The organism is Streptomyces sp. NBC_01012, from assembly GCF_045162755.1.
Taxonomy (GTDB): Bacteria; Actinomycetota; Actinomycetes; order Streptomycetales; family Streptomycetaceae; genus Streptomyces.
In genome coordinates this window covers 5149778-5172326 of the sequence record NZ_CP108688.1, presented here as the reverse complement: position 1 = coordinate 5172326, position 22549 = coordinate 5149778, and the positions used below count along the sequence as shown (strand labels likewise).

17 protein-coding genes and 1 pseudogene are annotated in these 22549 nt (G+C 71.4%); 7 read left to right on the top strand and 11 right to left on the bottom strand.

Translation table 11 applies throughout. The features are described from left to right. Window positions 1–33: 33 nt before the first annotated feature. Window positions 34–417, top strand: coding sequence for a winged helix-turn-helix transcriptional regulator (locus OG623_RS23205; protein ID WP_406148950.1), 384 nt, complete (start codon window positions 34–36; stop codon window positions 415–417). Window positions 418–463: 46 nt separating this feature from the next. Continuing rightward, a pseudogene (locus tag OG623_RS23200) lies at window positions 464–841 on the top strand (DUF397 domain-containing protein); the annotation flags it as partial. A 33-nt stretch (window positions 842–874) separates the two neighbouring features. Here OG623_RS23200 and OG623_RS23195 read toward each other — a convergent pair. Genes OG623_RS23195 through OG623_RS23185 form a run of 3 tightly spaced genes read right to left on the bottom strand, consistent with a single transcriptional unit; the run spans window position 875 to window position 3995 of the window. Next, the gene (locus OG623_RS23195) at window positions 875–1708 is read right to left on the bottom strand and encodes a sugar phosphate isomerase/epimerase family protein (protein WP_406148949.1); all 834 of its coding nucleotides are present in this window, start codon (window positions 1706–1708) and stop codon (window positions 875–877) included. Then, window positions 1705–2847: a dihydrodipicolinate synthase family protein gene (locus OG623_RS23190; RefSeq protein ID WP_406148947.1), complete on the bottom strand. Its 1143-nt coding sequence runs from the start codon at window positions 2845–2847 to the stop codon at window positions 1705–1707. The genes OG623_RS23195 and OG623_RS23190 overlap by 4 nt, the downstream gene beginning before the upstream one ends. Next, a complete protein-coding gene (locus OG623_RS23185; protein WP_406148945.1) occupies window positions 2844–3995 on the bottom strand; it encodes a Gfo/Idh/MocA family protein in 1152 nt (383 codons plus the stop codon). The genes OG623_RS23190 and OG623_RS23185 overlap by 4 nt, the downstream gene beginning before the upstream one ends. Window positions 3996–4105: 110 nt before the next feature. Between OG623_RS23185 and OG623_RS23180 the strand changes: the two genes are divergently transcribed. Together OG623_RS23180 and OG623_RS23175 are read left to right on the top strand one after the other, a co-directional pair. Then, window positions 4106–5191 carry a LacI family DNA-binding transcriptional regulator gene (locus OG623_RS23180; protein ID WP_406148943.1) on the top strand — a complete coding sequence of 362 codons (1086 nt, stop codon included), beginning with the start codon at window positions 4106–4108 and terminating at the stop codon, window positions 5189–5191. 146 nt (window positions 5192–5337) lie between these two features. Beyond that, a complete protein-coding gene (locus tag OG623_RS23175) occupies window positions 5338–6117 on the top strand; it encodes a sugar phosphate isomerase/epimerase family protein (protein ID WP_406148942.1) in 780 nt (259 codons plus the stop codon). Between the two features lie 52 nt (window positions 6118–6169). Here OG623_RS23175 and OG623_RS23170 read toward each other — a convergent pair whose 3' ends face one another. Continuing rightward, the gene (locus tag OG623_RS23170; protein WP_406148940.1) at window positions 6170–7042 is read right to left on the bottom strand and encodes an EamA family transporter; all 873 of its coding nucleotides are present in this window, start codon (window positions 7040–7042) and stop codon (window positions 6170–6172) included. Between the two features lie 105 nt (window positions 7043–7147). Between OG623_RS23170 and OG623_RS23165 the strand changes: the two genes are divergently transcribed. The 3 genes from OG623_RS23165 (at window position 7148) to OG623_RS23155 (ending at window position 10801) form a co-directional block, all read left to right on the top strand. Next, on the top strand, window positions 7148–8062 hold the full coding sequence (locus tag OG623_RS23165; RefSeq protein WP_406148938.1) for a LysR substrate-binding domain-containing protein: 915 nt from the start codon (window positions 7148–7150) through the stop codon (window positions 8060–8062). A gap of 142 nt (window positions 8063–8204) precedes the next feature. Next, window positions 8205–10046: a glycoside hydrolase family 3 protein gene (locus OG623_RS23160; RefSeq protein ID WP_406148937.1), complete on the top strand. Its 1842-nt coding sequence runs from the start codon at window positions 8205–8207 to the stop codon at window positions 10044–10046. A 104-nt stretch (window positions 10047–10150) separates the two neighbouring features. Then, on the top strand, window positions 10151–10801 hold the full coding sequence (locus OG623_RS23155; protein WP_406148935.1) for a hypothetical protein: 651 nt from the start codon (window positions 10151–10153) through the stop codon (window positions 10799–10801). Window positions 10802–10841: 40 nt separating this feature from the next. Here OG623_RS23155 and OG623_RS23150 read toward each other — a convergent pair whose 3' ends face one another. The 7 genes from OG623_RS23150 to OG623_RS23120 all read right to left on the bottom strand — a co-directional run bounded on the left by OG623_RS23150 (window position 10842) and on the right by OG623_RS23120 (window position 22502). Then, window positions 10842–12326, bottom strand: a complete 1485-nt coding sequence (locus OG623_RS23150) for a S28 family serine protease (protein WP_406148934.1) — start codon at window positions 12324–12326, stop codon at window positions 10842–10844. A gap of 77 nt (window positions 12327–12403) precedes the next feature. After that, window positions 12404–12844: a hypothetical protein gene (locus OG623_RS23145; RefSeq protein ID WP_406148933.1), complete on the bottom strand. Its 441-nt coding sequence runs from the start codon at window positions 12842–12844 to the stop codon at window positions 12404–12406. Between the two features lie 191 nt (window positions 12845–13035). Beyond that, the gene (locus OG623_RS23140; RefSeq protein WP_406151964.1) at window positions 13036–16728 is read right to left on the bottom strand and encodes an ABC transporter ATP-binding protein; all 3693 of its coding nucleotides are present in this window, start codon (window positions 16726–16728) and stop codon (window positions 13036–13038) included. Window positions 16729–17093: 365 nt separating this feature from the next. Beyond that, on the bottom strand, window positions 17094–18017 hold the full coding sequence (locus OG623_RS23135; protein WP_406148932.1) for a serine hydrolase: 924 nt from the start codon (window positions 18015–18017) through the stop codon (window positions 17094–17096). A 199-nt stretch (window positions 18018–18216) separates the two neighbouring features. Further along, window positions 18217–19899, bottom strand: a complete 1683-nt coding sequence (locus tag OG623_RS23130) for a thiamine pyrophosphate-binding protein (RefSeq protein WP_406148930.1) — start codon at window positions 19897–19899, stop codon at window positions 18217–18219. After that, window positions 19896–20864, bottom strand: a complete 969-nt coding sequence (gene speB / locus OG623_RS23125) for an agmatinase (protein WP_406148928.1) — start codon at window positions 20862–20864, stop codon at window positions 19896–19898. The genes OG623_RS23130 and speB overlap by 4 nt, the downstream gene beginning before the upstream one ends. Before the next feature lie 111 nt (window positions 20865–20975). Next, on the bottom strand, window positions 20976–22502 hold the full coding sequence (locus OG623_RS23120; RefSeq protein ID WP_406148926.1) for a sodium:solute symporter: 1527 nt from the start codon (window positions 22500–22502) through the stop codon (window positions 20976–20978). Between the last annotated feature and the right edge of the window lie 47 nt (window positions 22503–22549).

Here is a 22549-nt window from a genome sequence, read left to right as displayed (position 1 = left end):
GAAGAATGCACTTTTCAGTGACTGGGGAACCTGATGGTGACCAAGCAGTTCAGCGGCTCGCCGGAGGAACAGGCGGATCTGAGGCGGGCGGATTCGCTGGCGCGGGAGATCTTCTCGGACATCGCCAACAAGTGGGCGCTGCTGATCATCGAGGCGCTGGGTGAGCGCACCCTCCGCTTCGGGGAGGTGCGGAGCGAGGTCGAGGGCATCAGCCACAAGATGCTCACCCAGAACCTGCGCATGCTGGAGTGCAACGGCTTGGTCGAGCGGACCGTGTATCCCACCGTGCCGCCGCGGGTCGAGTACACGCTCACGGAGCCGGGCCGCGCCCTGCGGAAGACGGTCGACACGATGTGCGACTGGACCCACCGGTACCTCGGTCACATCGAGGAGTCCCGCCGCGGTTTCGGCCGCTGACGGCGGCCGGCCGTCCGGCCCGACGCCACGGACAGCTCTCTGGGACGTACGGGCCCTCGTGCGGGACAGCAAGGCCCCGCACGGCCCCGCCCTCGTCTTCTCTCCTGCTCGCTGGACTGCCTTCGTCACCCGGCGTCACGGACGGTCGCGGCCAGCAATCGCGCCGATCCTGACCGCTGATGGCGGCGTCCCGGCGCGCGGCTGGGGGTTACGGACGGGAATCGGGCTGAAAAGGGGCGCTTGGCTGTCCGTAACTCCCCAGCCACGGCCTCCCGGGGGCCGGAAGCGGAATGGGGCCCGGCCGCCAGGCCGGACCCCCCTCGCTGTCCCCCTCCGTCGGGCTTCCCGCTCCCCCCGGACCCCTCCCCGGAAGTCCCGACGCAGAGTACGACCGGGGAGGGTACGCAAAGGTTGCACGCCTTGACGATCTCTTTACCTATGGGTTGTGCACCCGCTCTCAGCAGGCATGTTCCAGATAACGGGCGGCGACTTCGCCGATCACCTCGGCCCCGTCACGGGCCCAGAGCCCCTCGTTGAAGATCTCCACCTCGATCGGCCCGTCGAAACCGGTCGCCTCGACGTGCCCGCGCATCGCACGGAAGTCCACGCAGCCGTCGCCCAGCTGACCCCGTCCCACCAGAACACCCGCCGGAAGCGGAGTGACCCAGTCGGCCAACTGGAAGGAGTGGATCCGACCGCCGGCCCCCGCCCTCGCGATCTGCGCGGCCACCTGGTCGTCCCACCAGATGTGGTACGCGTCAACGACCACCCCGACCTGCTCGGCCGGGAAGCGCTCGGCGAGGTCCAGTGCCTGGGAGAGCGTGGAGACGACGCAGCGGTCCGAGGCGAACATCGGGTGCAGCGGCTCGATCGCGAGACGGATGCCGCGCTCGGCGGCGTACGGGGCGAGCTCCGCCAGTGCGTCGGCGATGCGCTCCCGGGCGGCGTGCAGGTCCTTCTCCCCGTCGGGGAGTCCACCGGAGACCAGGACCAGGGTGTCGGTGTCCACGCCCGCCGCCTCGTCGACCGCCGCACGGTTGTCGTCCAGGGCGCGGGCCCGGCCCCCGGGATCGGACGCGGTGAGGAAGCCGCCGCGGCAGAGGCTGGTGACGGTGAGGCCCGCGTCCCGCATCAGCCGCCCGGCGCGCTCGACGCCGTACGCCTGCACCGGGGCGCGCCACAGGCCGACGTTGCCGATGCCCGCCTTGGCGCAGCCTTCGACGAGCTCCGGCAGGGACAGCTGCCTGACCGTCTCCTGGTTGATGGAGAGACGGGAGAGTTCGGTGGTCATCGGCTTCCTCCATGGACCGTCAGCAGGGCGCGCATACGGGACTCCGCCAGCTGCGGGTCCGGGAACAGGCCGAGCCGGTCGGCCAGTTCGTACGCCTTCGCCAGGTGCGGCAGCGAGCGCGCCGACTGGAGGCCGCCGACCATCGTGAAGTGGTCCTGGTGGCCGGCCAGCCAGGCGAGGAACACCACACCCGTCTTGTAGAAGCGGGTCGGGGCCTTGAACAGGTGCCGGGACAGCTCGACCGTCGGGTCGAGGACCGCGCGGAAGCCGTCCACGTCCCCGGTGTCCAGGACGCGCACCGCATGGGCGGCCAGCGGACCCAGCGGGTCGAAGATGCCGAGCAGGGCGTGGCTGAAGCCCCGGTCATCGCCGGCGATCAGCTCGGGGTAGTTGAAGTCGTCGCCGGTGTAGCAGCGCACCCCGCCGGGCAGTCGGCGCCGTACGTCGATCTCGCGCTCGGCGTCCAGGAGCGAGATCTTGATGCCGTCGACCTTGTCCGGGTGCTCGGCGATGACCTTCAGGAAGGTGTCCGTGGCGGCGTCGAGGTCCGTGCTCCCCCAGTAACCCTCCAGTGCGGGGTCGAACATGGGGCCCAGCCAGTGCAGGACGACCGGTTCGGTGGCCTGGCGCAGGAGATGGGCGTACGTCTCCAGGTAGTCCTCCGGGCCGTTCGCGGCGGCGGCCAGCGCGCGCGAGGCCATCAGGATCGCCTGGGCACCGCTCTCCTCGACCAGGCCGAGCTGCTCCTCGTACGCGGCACGCACCTCGGGCAGCGACGCAGGACCTGTGAGCTGGTCGGTGCCGACGCCGCAGGCGATCCGGCCGCCCACGGACTTCGCCTCGGCGGCCGAGCGGCGGATCAGCTCGGCCGCTCCGGCCCAGTCGAGGCCCATGCCGCGCTGTGCGGTGTCCATGGCCTCGGCGACGCCCAGGCCGTGCGACCAGAGGTGACGGCGGAAGGCGAGGGTGGCGTCCCAGTCGACGGCGGCGGGGTCGTCGGGGCTGATGTCGGCGCCCGGGTCGGCGACGACATGGGCGGCGGAGAAGACCGTACGGGAGGCGAGCGGCGCACCGGAGGGCGCCAGGTCGAGCGGGATCGCCCGGGGCTCGTAGGGCCCCTGCGGGAGGTGGATGGTCACAGGGTCAGCTCCGGTACGTCGAAGCGGCGGCCCTCGGCCGAGGACTTGAGGCCGAGCTCGGCGAGCTGGACGCCCCGGGCGCCGGCCATCAGGTCCCAGGTGTAGGGCTCGTCGAGGACGACATGCCGCAGGAACAGCTCCCACTGGGCCTTGAAGCCGTTCTCGAAGACGGCGTTGTCGGGGACTTCCTGCCACTGGTCGCGGAAGGGCTCGGTGACCGGGAGGTCGGGGTTCCAGACCGGCTTGGGGGTCGCCGAGCGGTGCTGGACACGGCAGTTGCGCAGGCCCGCGACGGCGGAGCCGTGGGTGCCGTCCACCTGGAACTCGACGAGCTCGTCACGGTTGACGCGCACCGCCCAGGAGGAGTTGATCTGCGCGACGGCCCCGCCCGCCAGCTCGAAGATGCCGTACGCGGCGTCGTCGGCGGTGGCGGCGTAGGGCTTGCCCTGCTCGTCCCAGCGCTGCGGGATGTGGGTCCGCACGTGCGCCGAGACGCTGGTGACCTGGCCGAACAGCTCGTGCAGGACGTACTCCCAGTGCGGGAACATGTCGACGACGATGCCGCCGCCGTCCTCCGCGCGGTAGTTCCAGGAGGGGCGCTGCGCCTCCTGCCAGTCGCCTTCGAAGACCCAGTAGCCGAACTCGCCGCGTACGGACAGGATCTCGCCGAAGAAGCCGCCGTCGATGAGGCGCTTCAGCTTCAGCAGGCCGGGGAGGAAGATCTTGTCCTGGACGACCCCGTGCTTGATGCCGGCGTCGCGGGCGAGACGGGCCAGTTCGAGCGCGCCCTCGACGTCGGTGGCGGTGGGCTTCTCGGTGTAGATGTGCTTGCCGGCGGCGACGGCCTTCTTGATCGCGTCGACGCGTGCCGAGGTGACCTGGGCGTCGAAGTAGATGTCGATGGACTCGTCGGCGAGCACCGCGTCCAGGTCGGTCGACCACTCGGTCAGGCCGTGCTGTTCGGCGAGTGCCTGAAGCGCGTGGGCGCGGCGGCCTACGAGCACCGGCTCCGGCCACAGCACATCGCCGTCGCCGAGATCGAGGCCGCCCTGCTCCCGGATCGCGAGGATCGAGCGCACCAGGTGCTGCCGGTATCCCATGCGTCCCGTGACGCCGTTCATGGCGATGCGCACTGTCCTGCGTGTCACGAAAGTTCCTCCATACAGCCGTAGCAAGCGCTTTCTATCCGGTATGACGCTAGCCTGCCGACAGCGGCCCGGACAAGGGGGTCCGCTCCACAACTCCTCGGAGGAGAGCGATGACAGTCACCCTGGCGGACGTCGCGGCCCGCGCCCGGGTGTCCCCGGCCACCGTGTCCCGTGTGCTGAACGGCAACTACCCGGTGGCCGCATCCACCCGGGAGCGGGTCCTTCGCGCGGTGGACGACCTCGACTACGTACTGAACGGTCCGGCCAGCTCCCTCGCCGCCGCCACATCCGACCTGGTGGGCATCCTGGTCAACGACATCGCCGACCCGTTCTTCGGCATCATGGCCGGAGCGGCACAGAGCGAGATCGGCGGTCCGGGCGACGGATCCGGCCGCGGAGGCGGCGAGAAACTCGCCGTCGTCTGCAACACCGGCGGCTCCCCCGAGCGCGAACTCACCTACCTCACCCTGCTCCAGCGCCAGCGCGCCGCCGCCCTCGTCCTGACCGGCGGCGCACTGGAGGACCCGGCCCACCAGACCGCGATGGCCGTCAAACTGGCCGCACTCGCGGACGCCGGCACCCGCATCGTCTTCTGCGGACGCCCGCCCCTCCCCGGCACCGACGCGGTGCTCGCCGCCCTGGCCTTCGACAACCGCGGCGGCGCGCGACGCCTCACCGAGCACCTGATCACCCTGGGCCACCGCCGTATCGGTTACATCGCCGGCCCCGCGGAACGCACCACGACCCGACACCGCCTGGAGGGCCACCGCGAGGCCATGAAGGCGGCGGGGCTGTACGGCGACGAGGAGAGCGTCACCGCGCACGGCCCGTACGACCGGGCCTCCGGCTACGACGCCACGCTCGAACTCCTGCGCCGCGAACCCGGCGTGACGGCCGTCGTGGCCGCCAACGACACCGTGGCACTGGGCGCCTGCGCCGCCGTCCGGGACCTGGGGCTCCGCATCCCCGACGACATCTCCGTGGCCGGCTTCGACGACCTGCCGTTCTCGGTGGACGCCGTACCCGCCCTGACGACCGTACGACTGCCGCTGTTCGAGGCGGGCGCACAGGCGGGCCGCCTCGCGATGGGCAAGGAGACCCCGCCACCGGGAGGCGTGACGACGATCGCCGCGGAACTCATGGAACGAGGATCAACGGCACGGCCCCGACAACCACAGACGGAGCCGCAGGCATAGCCGCAGTCGCAGTCGCAGTCGCACTGAGGAATCCCAACGATCACGGGTACGGATACCGGGACGGGTACGGGTACGGGTACGGCTCCCGCCTTGTACCCCCACGACCGGTACGGACGGCAACGACGAAACGACGAGAGGACTCCCCCATGAAGCTCGCTTTCTCGACCCTCGGCGTGCCGGGAATGCCCGTGGCGGACGTGGTACGCCTGGCCGCCCGGACCGGCTACCAGGGCGTGGAACTGCGCGCCCACCCGGAGGAACCGGTCAACCTCGGCCTCACCCCGCCCGAACGAGCAGCCGTAGCGGCCGAGTTCAAGCAGGCCGAGGTGCAGATCCTCACCGTCGCCGGCTACGCGAGGGTCGCCGCCGAGGGCGACGACGAGCCGGTGATCGCCGAGCTGACCGCGCTCGTGAACCTCGCGCACGACCTGGGCGCGCCGTACGTCCGGGTGTTCCCCGGCGGCGGTGGCCAGGACGCGGCGGACGCCGACGCGGCCGCCGCGCGGCGACTGGGTGCCGCGGCCCCGCACGCCGCCGATCGGGGCGTACGGATCCTCCTGGAGACCCACGACTCGCACCGCGCCGGAGCCGACGTGGCCCGGGTCGTGGGCACGGTCGGGCACAGCCACATCGGCGCGATCTGGGACGTCATGCACACCTGGCTGGCCGGCGAGGAGCCGGCGGCCAGCCACGCGGTACTGGCGCCGCACCTGGGATACATGCAGGTGAAGGACGTGGCCTCGGCCGAGGACACCACTCCCCTCCCCCTCGGCGCCGGGACGCTGCCGCTGAAGGCGTGCCTCGACACGCCGGCCTCCGACGGCTGGGTCTGCTGGGAGTACGAGAAGCGCTGGCACCCCACCGCCGCCGACCTCCCGGACCTGCTGCCAGCAGGCCGCACCCACCTCAACCAGCTGGCCGGATAGCCAACGGCGGTGGGGTTAGGGGTTCCGGACGACTGGCCGCCCCGTATGTCCGCTATGGCCGTCCGTAACTACCCACCCCCCGGGCAGAGGTCAGGGCTACCCCGGCGACCAGCAGGGTCGCCGCGCACCATCGCAGGGGGCTGAGCGACTCGCCGAGGAGGAGTGCGGCGGCTGACATCCCGAAGACGGGCACCAGCAGGGTGAACGGGGCCACGGACGAGGCCGGATGGTGGCGCAGCAGGAAGCCCCAGGCCGCGAAGCCGAAGACCGTGGAGATCCAGGCGACGTAGACGACGGTGCCCGCGCCGGCCCGGTCGAGCGCGGCCAGGGCCTCGGCGTCACGGTCCCAGCCCTCGAAGAGCAGGGACAGACCGAGCAGCGGCACCACCGGGACGGTCGAGACCCACACCATGAAGTTGAGGGAGTCCGGCGGGGCCGCCTTACGCGTGATCACGTTGGAGACGCCCCAGCACGCCGCGGCCATGATCACCAGGACGAAGGCGAGGACGGGTCCGTCCGCCCCCTCGTCGACGGCGGCCACGCCGATGCCCGCGAGAGCGACGGCCATGCCCAGGACCCGGGTCCTGCCCGGCCGTTCGGACAGGACGAGGGCCGCGAACAGGGCGGTGAAGACGGCCTGGACCTGGAGGACGAGGGAGGAGAGCCCGGCGGGCATGCCGTGGTCCATGCCGATGAAGAGCAGCCCGAATTTGGCGACCCCGAGGGCGAGACCCACGCCGATGATGAACCTCCAGGCCACCGTGGGCCTCCCCATGAAGAACACGGCGGGCAGAGCGGCGACGAGGAAGCGCAGGGCGGAGAAGAGCAGGGGCGGGAAGTGGGCGAGACCCAGCTCGACGACGACGAAGTTCACGCCCCAGACGGCGGCTACCAGCGCGGCCAGGGCGATGTGGAGAGGACGCATGCGTCGAGCATCGGGCGCCGGAACCGTGTAGCACCAGCGCGGATTTCTTCATGGTTGGATTGAGCATTGCTCATGCTTCCCGCTCACTGAATAGGAACGGTTCCGGTGCTCGATCTGTCACGGCTGCGCGCCCTGCACGCCGTCTCCGTCCACGGTTCCGTCGCGGGTGCCGCCGCCGCGCTCGGCTACACCGCGTCCGCGGTCTCCCAGCAGATCACCAAGCTGGAGCGCGAGACCCGTACGACGCTACTCGAACGGCACGGGCGCGGGGTGGCGCTCACCGAGGACGCCGTCCATCTCGCCGCCACCGCCCAGCAGTTGCTGGCGATCGTGGAGGCGGCGGAGACGACCTTGGAGCAGCGCAGGGGGCAGCCGACCGGGCGGCTCTCCATCGCCGCGTTCGCCTCCGCCGCGCGCGGGCTGCTGCCGGGGGTCCTGGCGGAGCTGGCACGGGAGTACCCGGCGCTGGACGCGCGGCTCACCGAGGTCGATCCGCACCTCTCCGTCGATCTGGTGGCGAAGGGCGTGATCGATCTCGCCGTCGCCCACGACTGGGACATCAGCCCGCTGCCCGCACCGGAGGGCCTGGCGCAGGCGGTGCTCGGGGACGACCGGTGCGACCTGCTGGTACCGGAGGGCCATCCGCTCGCCGGCCGGGACGCGGTACGACGGGAGGAGCTGGCGAAGGAGCGGTGGGTGTGTCAGCCGCCGGGCACGGTGTGCCACGACTGGCTCGTACGGACGCTACGAGCGGCGGGATACGAGCCGGACATCCGGCACCGGGCGGAGGAGAACCACACCCAGCTGGCCCTGGTCGCGGCCGGGCTCGGCGTGGCGATGATCCCCCGGCTGGGGCGCGGGCCGCTGCCGCCCGGCGTGGTCGCGGTGCGACTGGACCCCGTGCCGGTGCGGCGGCTGTACGCGCTGTGGCGTACGGAGGCCGCGCGGCGGCCCGCGATCATCGCGGCGGTGTCGGCGCTTCAGGGGCACGGGGCCGGGGCGGGAGCCGGCCTGTCCTGACGGAGTACGGCGGGCACCCCGGAGGACGTCACTCTTCCTTCCGCGTGTCATTCCCCTTTTCGGGCAGCTCCCTTGACTGGTAGTTACTTTCCATATATCCGTACCTTCTTGGAAGTTTCTTTCAGCACCGGAAGGGGCTCACGTGCATCACCGCACCTCCAGACGCACCCTCCTCACCGCCGCAGCGGCGGCGACCGGCGTCGTCGCCCTCCCGGGTGCGGCGCAGGCAGTCACGGCCGGCACCTCGCCCGACAGCCGGCTCAAGCGGCTCATCGCCCGGATGAGCCTGGAGGAGAAGGTCGGCCAGCTCTTCGTGATGCGGGTGTACGGGCACTCGGCCACCGAGCCCGACCAGGCGGACATCGATGCCAACCTCGACGAGATCGGGGTACGGGACGCAGCCGAGCTGATCTCCACGTACCACGTCGGCGGCATCATCTACTTCACCTGGGCGCACAACACCCGCGACCCGCACCAGATCGCCAAGCTCTCCAACGGCATCCAGCGCGCCGGGCTCGCGGGCCGCACCCCGCTGCCGCTGCTGGTCTCCACCGACCAGGAGCACGGCATCGTGTGCCGCGTCGGCGAGCCCGCGACACTGCTGCCGGGTGCGATGGCGCTGGGTGCGGGCGGTTCGCGTTCCGATGCGCGGGCGGCGGCCCGGATCGCCGGGGCCGAGCTGGCGGCGCTGGGGATCAACCAGAACTACGCGCCGGACGCGGACGTCAACGTCAATCCGGCCAACCCCGTCATCGGCGTGCGCTCGTTCGGCTCGGACCCGGAGTCGGTCGCCGGTCTGGTCACCGCACAGGTGAAGGGGTACCGGAGCGGCGGGGTCGCCCCCACCGTCAAGCACTTCCCCGGCCACGGGGACACCAGCACCGACAGCCACACCGGACTGCCCGTCATCGAGCACACCCGTGAGCAGTGGTCCGAGCTGGACGCCCCGCCGTTCAGGGCGGCCGTCGCCGCCGGTATCGACTCGATCATGACGGCGCACATCGTGGTGCCTGCCCTTGACCCGTCGGAGGACCCGGCGACCCTGTCCCGCCCGATCCTCACCGGCATCCTGCGCGAGGAGCTCGGCTACGACGGTGTCGTGGTCACCGACGCGCTGGGGATGGAGGGGGTCCGCTCGAAGTACGGCGACGAGCGCGTCCCCGTCCTCGCGCTGCTGGCCGGCGTCGACCAGCTGCTCAACCCACCGGACCTGAAGGTCGCCTGGAACGCCGTCCTGGACGCGGTGAAGAGCGGTGAGATCAGCGAGGCCCGCATCGAGGAATCGATCCTGCGCATCCTGCGGCTGAAGAACCGGCTCGGACTGTTCCGCGATCCCTACGTCACCCGCCGGGGCGTCGACCGCACGGTCGGCGTCCGCGCGCATCGCGCCGAGGCCGACCGGATCGCAGAGCGGACGACGACCCTGCTGACCAACAGCGGGGCGCTGCTTCCGCTTTCCCGTCGGTCGCACAGGAAGCTGCTCGTGGTCGGCGCCGATCCCGCGTCCCCGTCCGGCACGACCGGGCCTCCGACCTCGACGCTCGCCGCTGCGTTCGACGAACTGGGCTTCACGGCGACCGCGCTGTCCACCGGCACCGCGCCCACCCAGGCGCAGATCGACGCGGCGGTGGCCGCGGCGGACGGCAAGGACGCGGTGATCGTGGGCACGTACAACGTGACGGCGACGAGCACCCAGCGCACCCTGGTCAGCGCACTCGCGGCGACCGGTGTCCCGGTGATCACGCTCGCGATCCGGGATCCGTACGACATCGCCCAGCTGGCCGGGACGGGCCATGCGGCGAGCCTCGCCACGTACTCCTGGACGGACGTCGAACTGCGGGCCGCCGCCCGCGTGATCGCGGGGCGGGCTCGGCCCGAGGGCCGGCTCCCGGTCCCCGTGCAGCGGGCGGACGCCCCGGCGCAGGCGCTGTACCCCGTCGGCTACGGCCTGTCGTACCGGAGCTACGCCCCACCCTCGACGTAACCACACCAATGAGCTAAAACCACCCCGTGCACCTGGCGTGTGCCCGCTCCGGCGGGTCACGCTGGGTGCACGCCCCTGTGGGCGCACCGGGGGTGTTGTGGTTCATGGAAGAGCGCCGTTTCGCTGCCGTGGTGCGAGTGGTGCGGGTGCTGCGGGTATTGCGAGTGCGGCGGGTGCTGCGCGCTCTGCCGGTCGTCGTCGCGGTGCTCGTGCTGGGGGCCTGCCGGCAGCCGGTCGGCAGCGTCCCGGGCGGGGCCGGGGGCGGGCCGCAGGACAGTCCTGTGCCCTCGGGGTACGGGGTGGAGTTCCTGGGGCCCGGCGACTGCAGCTCACGCGGGGAGGTGTTCCGCGAGGTGTCGTGCGGCAGCGAGAGGGCGGCGGCGCGGGTGCTCGCCCGCTACACGGGGACTCGGGCGGACGGCCCGGCGTGTCCGCCCGCCACCGACTTCGTGCTGCACATCTCCGCGCAGGGCGGTGACCCTGAGCCGAGTGGGTATGCCTGCATGCGCAATCTGGAGTCACCGCACCCGGGCGATCCCGGGCAGGGCGGCGGCCCGCTGACGGTCGTCGGTGACTGTGTCCACGGCTCCCGCGAGGGCGAGGTCAGGGAGACCGCCTGCGACGGATCGGGCGAGCGGAAGCCGGAGTTCGTGATCGGTTCGGCGGTGGCACGCCGCGCCCTCTGCCCCGACACCACCGATCTGTATGTGGAGTTGGGCGGTGAGAAGCCGGTGGGCTGTGCCCGCCGGATGTGAACCACCATCCGGCGGGCACAGCCCGTGCCGCCTCAGGTCACTACGGGCGCAGCGTGCCCCGGTCCCGCCGGAGTTCGTTGTCGCGCACGTCCAGGCGCGCGTCGAACTTCGCGAGGGGCTTCGCCTTCGCCGGGTCGGCCTCGACGGAGGCGGGTGCGACCCCGGCCCAGCGCAGGATGGCCGCGGTGGCCTTGGCCTTCTCGTCGTCGACCAGGCCCTCGACCTTGGAGCCGTGGTTGCCGCCCGGCACCGTGTAGACGTAGCTGTCCCGGGCGCCCTTGCCGAGGCGGAAGGGCTCGGCGCCCCACGGGTCGTTCTCGCCGTAGACGTACAGCATGTGCCTGGCGTTGTTCCGGACCCAGCGGTCCACGTCCCGCATCACCGAGGGCTGGAACTTCATCGGGATGGAGCGCGGCACGTAGGTGCGCGGCGGCTGGTAGCCGTAGCGGCTCAGGTTCCCCAGCCAGGGCTGCTTGATGTCGGGCGAACCGAGCTGGGTGCCCGCCTGGTAGTAGTACGGCGTGTAGGCGGCCAGGTCCTCGTCGGCGTAGGCGGAGAAGCCCGAGATGGTGTCGATGGAGTCCCAGATCTCCTGGTCGGTGGCGCGCGGGGCGTCGGCCGGGATGGTGTCGCAGTCGGCGAGCAGGCTGTACTGCCAGTACGCCCATACGTAGTCCATGACGGTGGCCTCGAAGGCCTTGTCGAGGGTGCCGACGGTGTCGAACGTCAGGCCGTTCGCCTCGGCGTACTCCTCGTACTTCTTCTCCAGCGGTTCGCGGCGCACGAGCGCCTCGCGCTGGACGCCGTTCAGCCGGTCGCGGCACTCCTTGGTGCCGACGCGGTCGAAGAACCGGTCGTACGCCGAATCCTCTTTGTCGTTCACGTCGTTGGGCGCGACGTAGGCGACGACGCCGTCCATGTCCTTGGGGTAGAAGCGCTCGAAGTAGGTGGCGGTCATGCCGCCCTTGGAGCCGCCGGTGGTCAGCCAGTTCTTGGAGTAGATCTTCTTCAGCGCCTTGAAGACCCGGTGCTGGTCGCTGGCGGCCTGCCAGATGTCGAGCTTCGACCAGTCGGCGGGCTCCGGGCGGGACGGGGTGAAGTAGCGGTACTCCAATGAGACCTGGTTGCCGTCGATGATCTGCGTCGGCTCGCTGCGGCTCGGGGTGGTCGAGACGTTGTAGCCGCCGGTGAAGAAGACCGTGGGCCGGGTCGTGTCCTTGTGCAGCAGGGTGATGCGCTGCTGGAAGGTGCCCTTGGACGGGTGCTTGTGGTCGATGGGCTGGGTGTATTCCAGGACGAAGAAGCGGTAGCCCGGGTAGGGCTTCTCCTCGATCAGGCTCATTCCCGGGATGGCCAGGATCCGGTCCTTGATGTCCTCGCTGCTGCTCTCACTGCTGCTGGTGTGACCGCTGCCCTGCTGCGCGGCCGGTTCCGCGGCGGTGGCCGCTCCGGCCGAGGCTCCGGTCGCACTCACTGTGCCTATGAGCACTGCCAGCGACAGAACACCTCTGAGCACCTTGCGCATGCACCCTCCCCTTGATTCTCGACAGTCGCCGAGAACCTAGCGGGGGTCACACCTGTCACGCCAGACCCACACGCACGTCAGCACATGATCCACCCCGTTGAGCCGGAGGAATTCCCGACGGAACCGGAGGTGCGGACGCAGCGGTTGAGCGCGTGTACGCGGACCGGGCCGGCCAAGGTGGTGAACTTGCCGCTGTCGACGACCGCACGGCCACCGCGCGGCTGGACCGACACCCGCATCGCGCGGCGTGCGCCCGGCTTCTTGGCGACGGTGACGGCGCAGGCGTAGTCGCCGCTCTTGTAGACGCGCAACGAACCGGTGGCGAACTTCACCGTCTTGACCAGCCGCCCGGCACACGCCGATGCGGCGAATACGGCGGGTGCGGCCGTTGTGGCAGGTACGGCCGTCGTGGCGGGCGCTGCGGCCTGCGCGGGGCCGGTGGGGCCCAGCACCAGGACCAGGGCTCCGAGCAGCGGAAGGGCGAGGAGCCCCCGCACTGCCCGTACCGCCTCTCCCATCCGACCTACCCGGCCCATCCGTCCTGTCCGGCCCGTTCGCCCCGTCCGTCCCGCTGGCCTCAGCGGTCTCGCCGTACCGTCCATACCGTCCACATCGCCCGCCTCTTCGAACACACCGGCCCCCGTCGGATACCCGTACGCATCGGTGTACGACGCGGGAAGCGCCCCGCCAGGTTGCAGGCGGCGCGGCGTCATACACCCGCCGGGGCGTCCTCTCCTATGCCCTCCCCTATGAAGGTGCGCCACAGCCGGGCGTACGTGCCTTCCCTGGCCAGCAGCTCGTCATGCGTGCCGTCCTCGGCGACCCGGCCCCTGTCCATCACCACGACCCGGTCGGCGCGGGCGGCCGTGGTCAGCCGGTGTGCGACCACCAGGGTGGTGCGGCGGCCCGCCAGCCGGTCGGTGGCCTGGTTGACCAGGGCCTCGCTGGCGAGGTCGAGGGAGGCGGTCGCCTCGTCGAGCAGCAGGACGTCGGGGTCGACCAGTTCGGCGCGGGCGAGCGCGATCAGCTGGCGCTGGCCGGCCGAGAGGTTGCGGCCCCGCTCGGCGACCTCGTGCAGATAGCCGTCCTCCAGCGTGGCGATCATGTCGTGCGCGCCGACGGCCCGGGCCGCCGCCTCCACCTGGGCGTCGGTGGACTCCGGGAGCCCGTACGCGATGGCGTCACGGACCGTGCCCTCGAAGAGGTACGCCTCCTGGGGCACGACTCCGAGCCGGTGCCGGTACTCCGTCCTGTCGAGCCGCCGCAGATCCGTACCGTCCGCGGTGACGCGTCCGCTCGTCGGGTCGTAGAAGCGGGCGACGAGCTTGACCAGCGTCGACTTGCCCGCACCCGTCTCACCGACGAAGGCGACCGTCTGGCCGGCCGGGATCCGCAGATCGATGCCGGTCAGGGCCTCCTCCTCGCCGGTGTACGCGAAGGAGACGCCCTCGAAGGCGATCTCGCCGCGCAGCGACGTCACGCCCTGCGGCTCGTCGTGGTCGGCCGTGGAGGTCGGCTCCCGCAGGAGTTCCTGGATCCGGCCGAGGGAGACCGTGGCCTGCTGGTAGCCGTCGAAGACCTGGGACAGCTGCTGCACGGGCGCGAAGAACAGGTCGATGTAGAGCAGATAGGCGACCAGCGCGCCCGTGGTCAGGGTGCCGTTGTCGACGCGGCCCGCGCCGACGATCAGCACGGCGGCAGCCGCGACCGAGGCGAGCAGCTGCACGAACGGGAAGTAGACGGAGATCAGCCACTGTCCGCGCACCCTGGCCTGGCGGTAGTGGTCGCTGCGTGCGGCGAACCGCTCGGCGCCGTCGTGCTCGCGCCGGAACGCCTGGACGATCCGCAGCCCTGCGACGGACTCCTGGAGGTCGGCGTTGACGACGCTGATGCGCTCACGGGCCAGCTCGTACGCCTTGACGCTCCTGCGCCGGAAGAAGAACGTGCCGATGATCAGCAGCGGCAGGGTCGCGAAGACCACCAGGGCCAGCTGGATGTCGAGGACGAGCAGCACGACCGTGATGCCGAAGAAGGTGACGACGGAGACGAAGGCCGTGACCAGGCCGGTCTGCAGGAACGTGGACAGCGCGTCCACGTCCGTGGTCATCCTCGTCATGATCCGGCCGGTGAGCTCGCGCTCGTAGTAGTCGAGGCCGAGCCGCTGGAGCTGCGCGAAGATCTTGAGGCGCAGGGAGTACAGCACGCGTTCGCCGGTGCGGCCCGTCATCCGGGTCTCACCGATCTGGGCCGCCCATTGCAGGAGGACGGCGAGCAGTCCGAGTCCCGCCGCCGCCCAGACGGCGCCGAGTGCCATCTTCGTGACACCGTCGTCGATGCCGTGGCGGATCAGGACGGGCAGCAGCAGACCCATGCCCGCGTCGACTGCGACCAACGCCAGGCTCACCAGCAGCGCGGTCCCGAAGCCGTGCAGCAGTCTGCGCAGGCCGTACGACTTCTCCGGGCGCACCGCGCTCGCCTCGTCGATGGCGGGGACGTCGGTGGCCGGCGGCAGGGCGTCGACCTGGGCGAGCAGCTCGGGCGTGGCGGGCATACCGGCGGCCGCCAGGTCACGCTGCTCCTCCTTACGGATCCACAGCCCGGGGGTGACACCGCGCTCGGCGTCGAACTCGGCGTCGAGCTCCTCCAGGAGCGCCCGGTCGTCCTCGGGGGCCGTGGGGGCGGACGGCTGGTGGCCTGGTGAGGTGCCGCCCAACTCGTCCGGGTCGGTGAGCAGCCGGCGGTAGAGCGCCGAGCGGCGTTCGAGCTCCGCGTGCGTACCGATGTCGGCGAGCCGCCCCTGGTCGAGGACGGCGATACGGTCGGCGAGGCCGAGCGTGGACCGCCGGTGCGCTATCAGCAGGGTCGTACGGCCCTCCATGACCTGCGCCAGGACCTCGTGGATCTCGTGCTCGACCCGGGCGTCGACGGCGGAGGTCGCGTCGTCGAGGAGCAGCAGACGGGGGTCGGTGAGGATGGCGCGGGCGAGCGCTACGCGCTGGCGCTGGCCGCCGGAGAGCGTGAGGCCGTGCTCGCCGACCTTGGTGTCGTAGCCCTCGGGCAGCTCGGAGACGAAGCCGTGGGCCTGGGCGGCGCGCGCGGCCTGTTCGATCTGCTCCTGGGTGGCGTCCGGGCAGCCGTACGCGATGTTGGCGCCGACGGACTCGGAGAAGAGGAAGCTGTCCTCCGGTACGAGCCCGATGGCGGCGCGCAGTGACTCCTGGGTCAGCTCACGGACGTCGTGGCCGCCGACCAGGACCGCGCCGTGCGACACGTCGTAGAAGCGGGGCAGGAGGAGCGAGACGGTGGACTTGCCGCTGCCGGACGCGCCGACGACGGCGACGGTCTCGCCCGGCTCGATGGAGAGGGAGAAGCCGTCCAGAACGGGGCGGTCGTCGGTGTAGCCGAAGCGCACGTCGTCGAACTCGACGCTCGCCGGGGCGTCGGCAGGGAGCACCTTCGTGCCGTCCTCCATGGACGGCTCGGTGTCGATCAGCTCCAGGACGCGCTCCACACCGGCCCGTGCCTGCTGGCCGACGGTGAGGACCATGGCGAGCATCCGGACCGGGCCGACGAGCTGGGCGAGGTAGGTGGAGAAGGCGACGAACGTACCGAGCGTGATCTGGCCCCGGGTGGCGAGCCAGCCGCCGAGTGCCAGCATCGCGACCTGGCCGAGCGCGGGTACGGCCTGGAGCGCGGGGGTGTAGCGGGAGTTCAGCCGGATGGTGCGCAGCCGGCCCGCGAAGAGCCTGCGGCTGACCTCGCGGAGCTTCCCGGTCTCCTGGTCCTCCTGGCCGAAGCCCTTGACGACCCGGACCCCGGAGACGGCCCCGTCGACCACCCCTGCGACGGCCGCTGCCTGGCTCTGGGCGTACCAGGTGGCGGGGAAGAGGCGGGCCTTGGAGCGCCGGGCGATGAACCACAGGGCGGGGGCGACGGCGAGGGCGATCAGGGTCAGGGGCAGCGAGAGCCACGCCATGATCACCAGGGAGAGGAGGAAGAGCAGGATGTTCCCGATGGTCATCGGGAGCATGAAGAGGAGCCCCTGGATCAGCTGGAGGTCGCTGGTGGCCCGCCCGACGACCTGCCCGGTGGAGAGCTCGTCCTGCCGCTTCCCGTCGAGCCGGGTGAGGGAGCCGTACATCTCGGTCCGCAGGTCGTGCTGGACGTCGAGGGCGAGGCGTCCGCCGTAGTAGCGGCGGACGAAGGTGGTGCCGTAGACGAGTACGGCCGCGCCGATGAGCAGGCCGGTCCACACGCCGAGTGAACGGGTGTGGCTGCCGACGACATCATCGATGATCACCTTGGTGATCAGGGGGACGAGCGCCATCACGGCCATGCCGGCGAGCGACGAGCCGAGCGCCAGTACGACGTTGCGCCGGTAGCGCCACGCGTATCCGCTCAGCCGGCGCCCCCAGCCCCGCTGCTCCGTGTCCTGGGGCTCCGTGCCTCGGGCCTCCGTGTCCTGGGCCTCCGCGCCTCGGGCCTCCGCGTCCCGGGTCTGCGTGCCCTGAGTCTCCGCGTCCCGGGCCTCCGCGTCCTGAGCCGCGTCCCGGTCCTCCGCGCCCTGTTTCTCCGCGCCCACCCGTGCCTCCTGTTCCGCCCCGTCGCCCCGCCTTGGTCCTGCCGCATGTCTCCAACGCGGCCAGCTGCGGATTTCATCCTCCCGCAACAATCCTCGGCCGATGGGCGGAGGCTGGGTCGGGTGGTCCTAGGACTCGGGTAGGGGCGCGGATGGCGATGCGCTTCTCCCTGTGGCGTCGCCCTCCCTCACCCGGTGGTGGGCCCGATGTCCTTGTGCACGGCCTTGGAGACGGCCTGGACGGTGTCGATGCCGTCCTCCATCGTCTTGTTGTCCTGGGTGAGGACAGTGATCACGTAGTCGTGGCCCTTGCCGCTGAACGCGCCGACGCTGTGCACGCGCCAGCCGTGGGTGGAGCGTTCCAGCCAGCCGTTCTTCAGCTGGACCGTCGCGTCGCCCGGGGCGCCCGCCGGGACGCCCCAGCGCTGTTCCGGCACGACCTTGCGCATCCGGTCCAGGACGAAGGCCCGCGACGTGTCGTCGAGCACCTTGTTCCGCGCCGTCACCAGGGTCAGCAGTCGCTGTTCGTCGTGGGCGGTGATCTGGGTGAGCCCCCACGCGCCCTCGGCGTCCAGTGCCGTACGGGTCATGCCCGCCGCCTTGAGGAACCCCTTGACCTTCGCGGGGCCGAGCTCGTCCCACAGCTCGGTGGTGGCGTCGTTGTCCGACTTGGTGATCATGGCCGTGGCGAGCTTGCTCTCGTGCGGGGTGAGCGCCCGGTCCGTCTTCTGCGCGTCCCAGAGCAGCGCGGCGAGGACCGTGACCTTGACGACGCTCGCCGAGTCCACCTGCTGGGTGGGCCGCAGGGTGCAGCTCGTACGGGTGCGGTGGTCCTGGACAGCGAGGGCGGTGGTCGACTTGTGGCCCTTGAGGGCCGCGGTGATGTCCTTGGTCATCTTCGCGGCGAGCCCGGCACGGTCCGAGACGCAGGAGACGGTGGGCACCTTGGCCGTGGGGGCCTTGGGGGCCGTGGGGGCCGTGGGGGCCTTGGCGCCGGACGCTCCGGCCGCGGTGGCGGGCGACGCCGTCATGACGGCCGGGACGAGGACGGCGCCGACCAGAGCGGTACGGAACACGGCACGGGAGCACCGGGACAGCCACTGATGAGTCATGCCGTCCGTCCTCCGCACTGTTCACTGGTCATCTGCCGCCCCGGCTGGAGCGCCCGGACATGATGCACAGAAACGGACAAACCGAGCTATGGCCTGGGCCACAGGCCGAGGGAACGCCCCCGGCCCGGGGCCCGCGCCGCAAGGCCTCGGGGCGAGCCACGGTGACCGACGCCACGCGTCGGAGGGGCTTTCGGACGCCTCAGAGGTGCGTCGGCTCGAACATCCTCAGCAGCGCCGGAAGCACCACCACCGAAGGACCGGGGGCCGCCAGGGCCTTGCCGAGGTCGGCGGCCAGGGACTCCGGGGCCGTACGGACCGCGGGGACCCCGAAGGACTCGGCGAGGGCGACGAAGTCCGGGCGGGTGAGCTCGGTCGCGGTGGCTTCGCCGAAGGCGCCCGTCATGTACTCCCGCAGGATGCCGTAGCCCCCGTCGTCGACGATCAGCCAGGTGACGGGCAGGTCGTACTGCCGGGCGGTGGCGAGCTCGGCGATCGAGTACATCGCGCCGCCGTCGCCCGAGACCGCGAGCACCGGCGTCGTCGGGTCGGCGGCCGCCGCACCGATCGCCGCGGGGAAGCCGTAGCCGAGACCGCCCGCGCCCTGCGCCGAGTGCATCGTGTTCGGACGGCGCGCGTCGAAGGCGGACCAGGCCCAGTAGGCGAGGATCGTCATGTCCCAGAAGCTGGGCGACGCGTCGGGCAGCGCCTCGCGGACCGAGGCCAGCACCTGCTGCTCCAGCGTGAGGTCCTGCCCCGCGATCCGCTCGTGGACCCGCTCCAGCAGCGCACGGACGCGCTCGGCCGCCGTGTCGTCCGTACGCGGCTCCACCGTGTCCAGGAGGTCGGCGAGTGCCTCGCGGGCGTCGGAGTGGATACCGAGCGCGGGGTGGTTGGACTCCAGCTTCCCGGCGTCGGCCTCGATCTGGATGACCCGGCCGCGCGGGGCGAACGTGTGGTAGTTCGAGGAGAGTTCGCCCAGTCCCGAGCCGACGACCAGCAGTACGTCGGCGGACTCCAGGAAGTCCGTGGTGTGCCGGTCCTCCAGCCAGGACCTGAGCGAGAGCGGGTGCTCCCAGGGGAAGGCGCCCTTGCCGCCGAAGGTGGTGACGACCGGGGCGTCGAGCTTCTCGGCGAGCGCGCGCAGCTTTCCGGACGCGTCGGAGCGTACGACTCCGCCGCCCGCGACGATCACCGGACGCCCGGCCTTCGAGAGCAGCTGGGCCGCGGCGAGCGTCAGCTCGGGCCGTGGGTACAGCTCGCGCGGGGTGGCGTCCAGCGCGCTGACCACCGGCAGGACGGTCTCGGCGAGCAGCACGTCCTGCGGGATCTCCACCCAGACCGGGCCGTGCGGGGCGGTCAGCGCGGACTCCCAGGCGGCTGCGACGGCGGAGGGGATCTGCGAGGCCGTGCGCGCGGTGTGCACGGACTTCACGATGTCGCGGAAGGACGCCTGCTGGTCGCGGAGTTCATGGAGATAGCCGTGGCGCCCCCCGCCGAGCCCCGCGGCCGGGACCTGGCTCGAGATCGCGAGCACGGGCGCGGACGCGGCGGCGGCCTCCTGGAGCGCGGCCAGGGAGGTCAGGGCGCCCGGCCCGGTGGACAGGAGCAGCGGCGCCACCTCACCGGTGATCCGGCCGTAGGCGTCGGCGGCGAAGCCCGCGTTGTTCTCGACGCGCAGTCCGACGTACGAGAGGGAGGAGCGGCGCAGCGCGTCGAACATACCGAGCGCGTGCTGGCCCGGCAGCCCGAAGACCGTGGTCGCGCCGAGACCCTGGAGGGTCTCCACGACCAGGTCACCGCCGTTGCGCCCGGCGGGAGGACTCAGGACGGCTTCGGCCTGTGCGGCGGTGAGCTGCGGCCTGTCGTCGTGGTCGTGACTCACTGGGTGCGGCCTTCCGCGATCTGGCGGGACATGAGCGTCGTCAGCTCGTACGCCGTGTGCGAGGCGGCGACGGACGTGATCTCCGCGTGATCGTACGCCGGGGCGACCTCGACCAGGTCGGCCGAGACGAGGTGGCAGGAGGAGAGCCCGCGCAGGATCTCCAGGAGCTCGCGGGAGGTGAGGCCGCCGGCCTCGGGGGTGCCGGTGCCGGGGGCGTGCGCCGGGTCGAGGACGTCGATGTCGATGGAGATGTAGAGCGGCCTGTCACCGATGCGCTGCCGGAGCTGGTCGGCGACCTCGTCCACGCCGCGCCGCATGACATCGGCCGAGGTCACGATGCCGAAGCCCATCCTGGCGTCGTCGGTGAGGTCCTGCTTGCCGTACAGCGGGCCGCGGGTGCCGACGTGGGACAGCGCCTCGGTGTCGAGGATGCCCTCCTCGACGGCCCGGCGGAACGGGGTGCCGTGGGTGTACTCCGCGCCGAAGTACGTGTCCCAGGTGTCCAGGTGCGCGTCGAAGTGGAGCAGGGCGACAGGGCCGTGCTTCTTGGCGACGGAACGCAGCAGCGGCAGCGCGATGGTGTGGTCGCCGCCGAGCGTCATCAGCCGGGCGCCCGTGGCGAGCAGGTCGTCGGCGGCGGCCTCGACGGTCTCGACGGCCTCGTTGATGTTGAACGGGTTGGCCGCGATGTCACCCGCGTCGGCGACCTGGGCAAGCGCGAAGGGCGAGGCGTCCTGCGCCGGGTTGTACGGGCGCAGGAGGCGCGAGGCCTCCCGGATCGCGTTGCCGCCGAAGCGGGCGCCGGGCCGGTAGGAGACGCCGCTGTCGAAGGGCACTCCGACGACGGCGACATCGGCGGAGCCGACCTCGTCGAGCCGGGGCAGCCGGGCGAACGTCGCGGGTCCGGCGTACCGCGGGACGCGGGAGGAGTCGACGGGGCCGCGCGGCGATTCGTTGCTGCTCATGGGCGTGGGTGCCTTTCGTTGTGCCATGCACGCTTTGTGGGCGTTCATACGTCGATCAGTGTGTCAGGGGGCCGGATCCGACCGGCTCCCCGGGCGGCCGGTGGGCCGCCGTCAGACGGAGACCCGGTCCGCACCTGTCCCCGAATCCGGGCCCGGACCCGGACCTGTCCCCGGGGTCGCCGGGTCCTCGTCATCGGTCCCCCGCCCGGCCAGGCGCTCGCGCCAGGTGGCCAGCACGGCCGGGTCGGTCGGCTCCGTCGCCAGCGAGACGGCGATGTACACCGCGAGCGAGGCGAGGAGCCCGTAGTAGATGGGCTGGTTGGCGAGGATCCCGTAGGCACCCATCAGCCCGACCACCGTGACACCGCCGACGGCCACGGCCGCCAGCGCTCCCGCCACGGTGCCCCGGCGCCAGAGCAGCCCCCCGAGGATCGGCACCAGCAGCCCGCCGACCAGCAGGTTGTAGGCGACGGTCAGCGCCTCGACGACATCGTTGAGCACGATGGCGATCACGATCACGGCGACACCCATGATGAGGATGAACGCCCGGTTCCCCCGCACCTCGTCGCGCTCCTCGTTCCGCTCGTCCCCGCCACCCCTGACCACCGCGCCCCGCAGCCGCGACCAGATGTCGTTGTTGGCCACGGTCGCGCAGGCGATGAGGGCGCCGGACGAGGTGGACATCACCGCGGCGAGCGCGGCGGCCAGCACCAGCCCCCTTACACCGACCGGCAGTTCGTCCTTGACGATCGTCGCGAAGGCCGCGTCGGCACTGGGCAGCTTCGGGTACATCACCTTGGCCGCCGTCCCGATGACGGCACCGGCGACGGCGTACACCAGACAGTACGTACCCGCGACGGTGCCGCCCCAGCGTGCCGTCCGGTCGCCGCGTGCAGTGAACACACGCTGCCAGATGTCCTGGCCGATCAGCATGCCGAAGGTGTAGATGAGGACGTACGTGAAGATCGTCTCGCCGCCGATGCCCAGCGGGTCGAAGTACTCCGTGGGCAGCTTCGCCTTCATCTCGGCGAAGCCGCCGGCCTTGACGACTGCGATCGGCAGGAGGAGCAGCAGGACGCCGATCGTCTTGACGACGAACTGCACCATGTCGGTGATCGTGATCGACCACATGCCGCCGAGCGTCGAATACGCGACGACGATGGTGCCGCCCAGGATGATCGCCACGGTCCGGTTCACGTCGAACAGGACGTCGAAGATGGTGGCGTAGGCGATGGTCGAGGTGACGGCGAGCATCAGCGTGTACGCCCACATGACGACGCCGGAGATGACTCCGGCCCGGCCTCCGCCGTAACGCAGGTCGAGCATCTCGGAGACGGTGTAGACCTTCAGCCGGGCTATGCGCGCGGAGAAGAAGACGGACAGGGCGAGCAGCCCGAGACCGATCGTGAGGACCATCCAGGCGCCGGAGAGCCCGTACTGGTAGCCGAGGCCCACACCGCCGATCGTCGAGGCGCCGCCGAGGACGATCGCGGCCATGGTCCCGGAGTACATCCAGGGGCCGAGCCGCCGTCCCGCGACCAGGAACTCACTCTTGGACCGGGCGCGGCGCATGCCCCACCAGCCCATGGCGAGCATGCCGGCCAGGTAGACCACGATCACCGCGTAGTCGACAGCCATGGGCTCTCCTCCGTCCCTCCGTCGTCCCGGTTCCGTTCGGGAGCCGG

Coding starts and splice junctions, on each gene's coding strand:
- OG623_RS23195 (WP_406148949.1), bottom strand. CDS start 1,708: ATGACCACCGAACTCTCCCGTCTCTCCATCAACCAGGAGACGGTCAGG.
- speB (WP_406148928.1), bottom strand. CDS start 20,864: ATGAGCAGCAACGAATCGCCGCGCGGCCCCGTCGACTCCTCCCGCGTC.
- OG623_RS23180 (WP_406148943.1), top strand. CDS start 4,106: ATGACAGTCACCCTGGCGGACGTCGCGGCCCGCGCCCGGGTGTCCCCG.
- OG623_RS23170 (WP_406148940.1), bottom strand. CDS start 7,042: ATGCGTCCTCTCCACATCGCCCTGGCCGCGCTGGTAGCCGCCGTCTGG.
- OG623_RS23205 (WP_406148950.1), top strand. CDS start 34: ATGGTGACCAAGCAGTTCAGCGGCTCGCCGGAGGAACAGGCGGATCTG.
- OG623_RS23175 (WP_406148942.1), top strand. CDS start 5,338: ATGAAGCTCGCTTTCTCGACCCTCGGCGTGCCGGGAATGCCCGTGGCG.
- OG623_RS23145 (WP_406148933.1), bottom strand. CDS start 12,844: ATGGGAGAGGCGGTACGGGCAGTGCGGGGGCTCCTCGCCCTTCCGCTG.
- OG623_RS23120 (WP_406148926.1), bottom strand. CDS start 22,502: ATGGCTGTCGACTACGCGGTGATCGTGGTCTACCTGGCCGGCATGCTC.
- OG623_RS23150 (WP_406148934.1), bottom strand. CDS start 12,326: ATGCGCAAGGTGCTCAGAGGTGTTCTGTCGCTGGCAGTGCTCATAGGC.
- OG623_RS23155 (WP_406148935.1), top strand. CDS start 10,151: ATGGAAGAGCGCCGTTTCGCTGCCGTGGTGCGAGTGGTGCGGGTGCTG.
- OG623_RS23135 (WP_406148932.1), bottom strand. CDS start 18,017: ATGACTCATCAGTGGCTGTCCCGGTGCTCCCGTGCCGTGTTCCGTACC.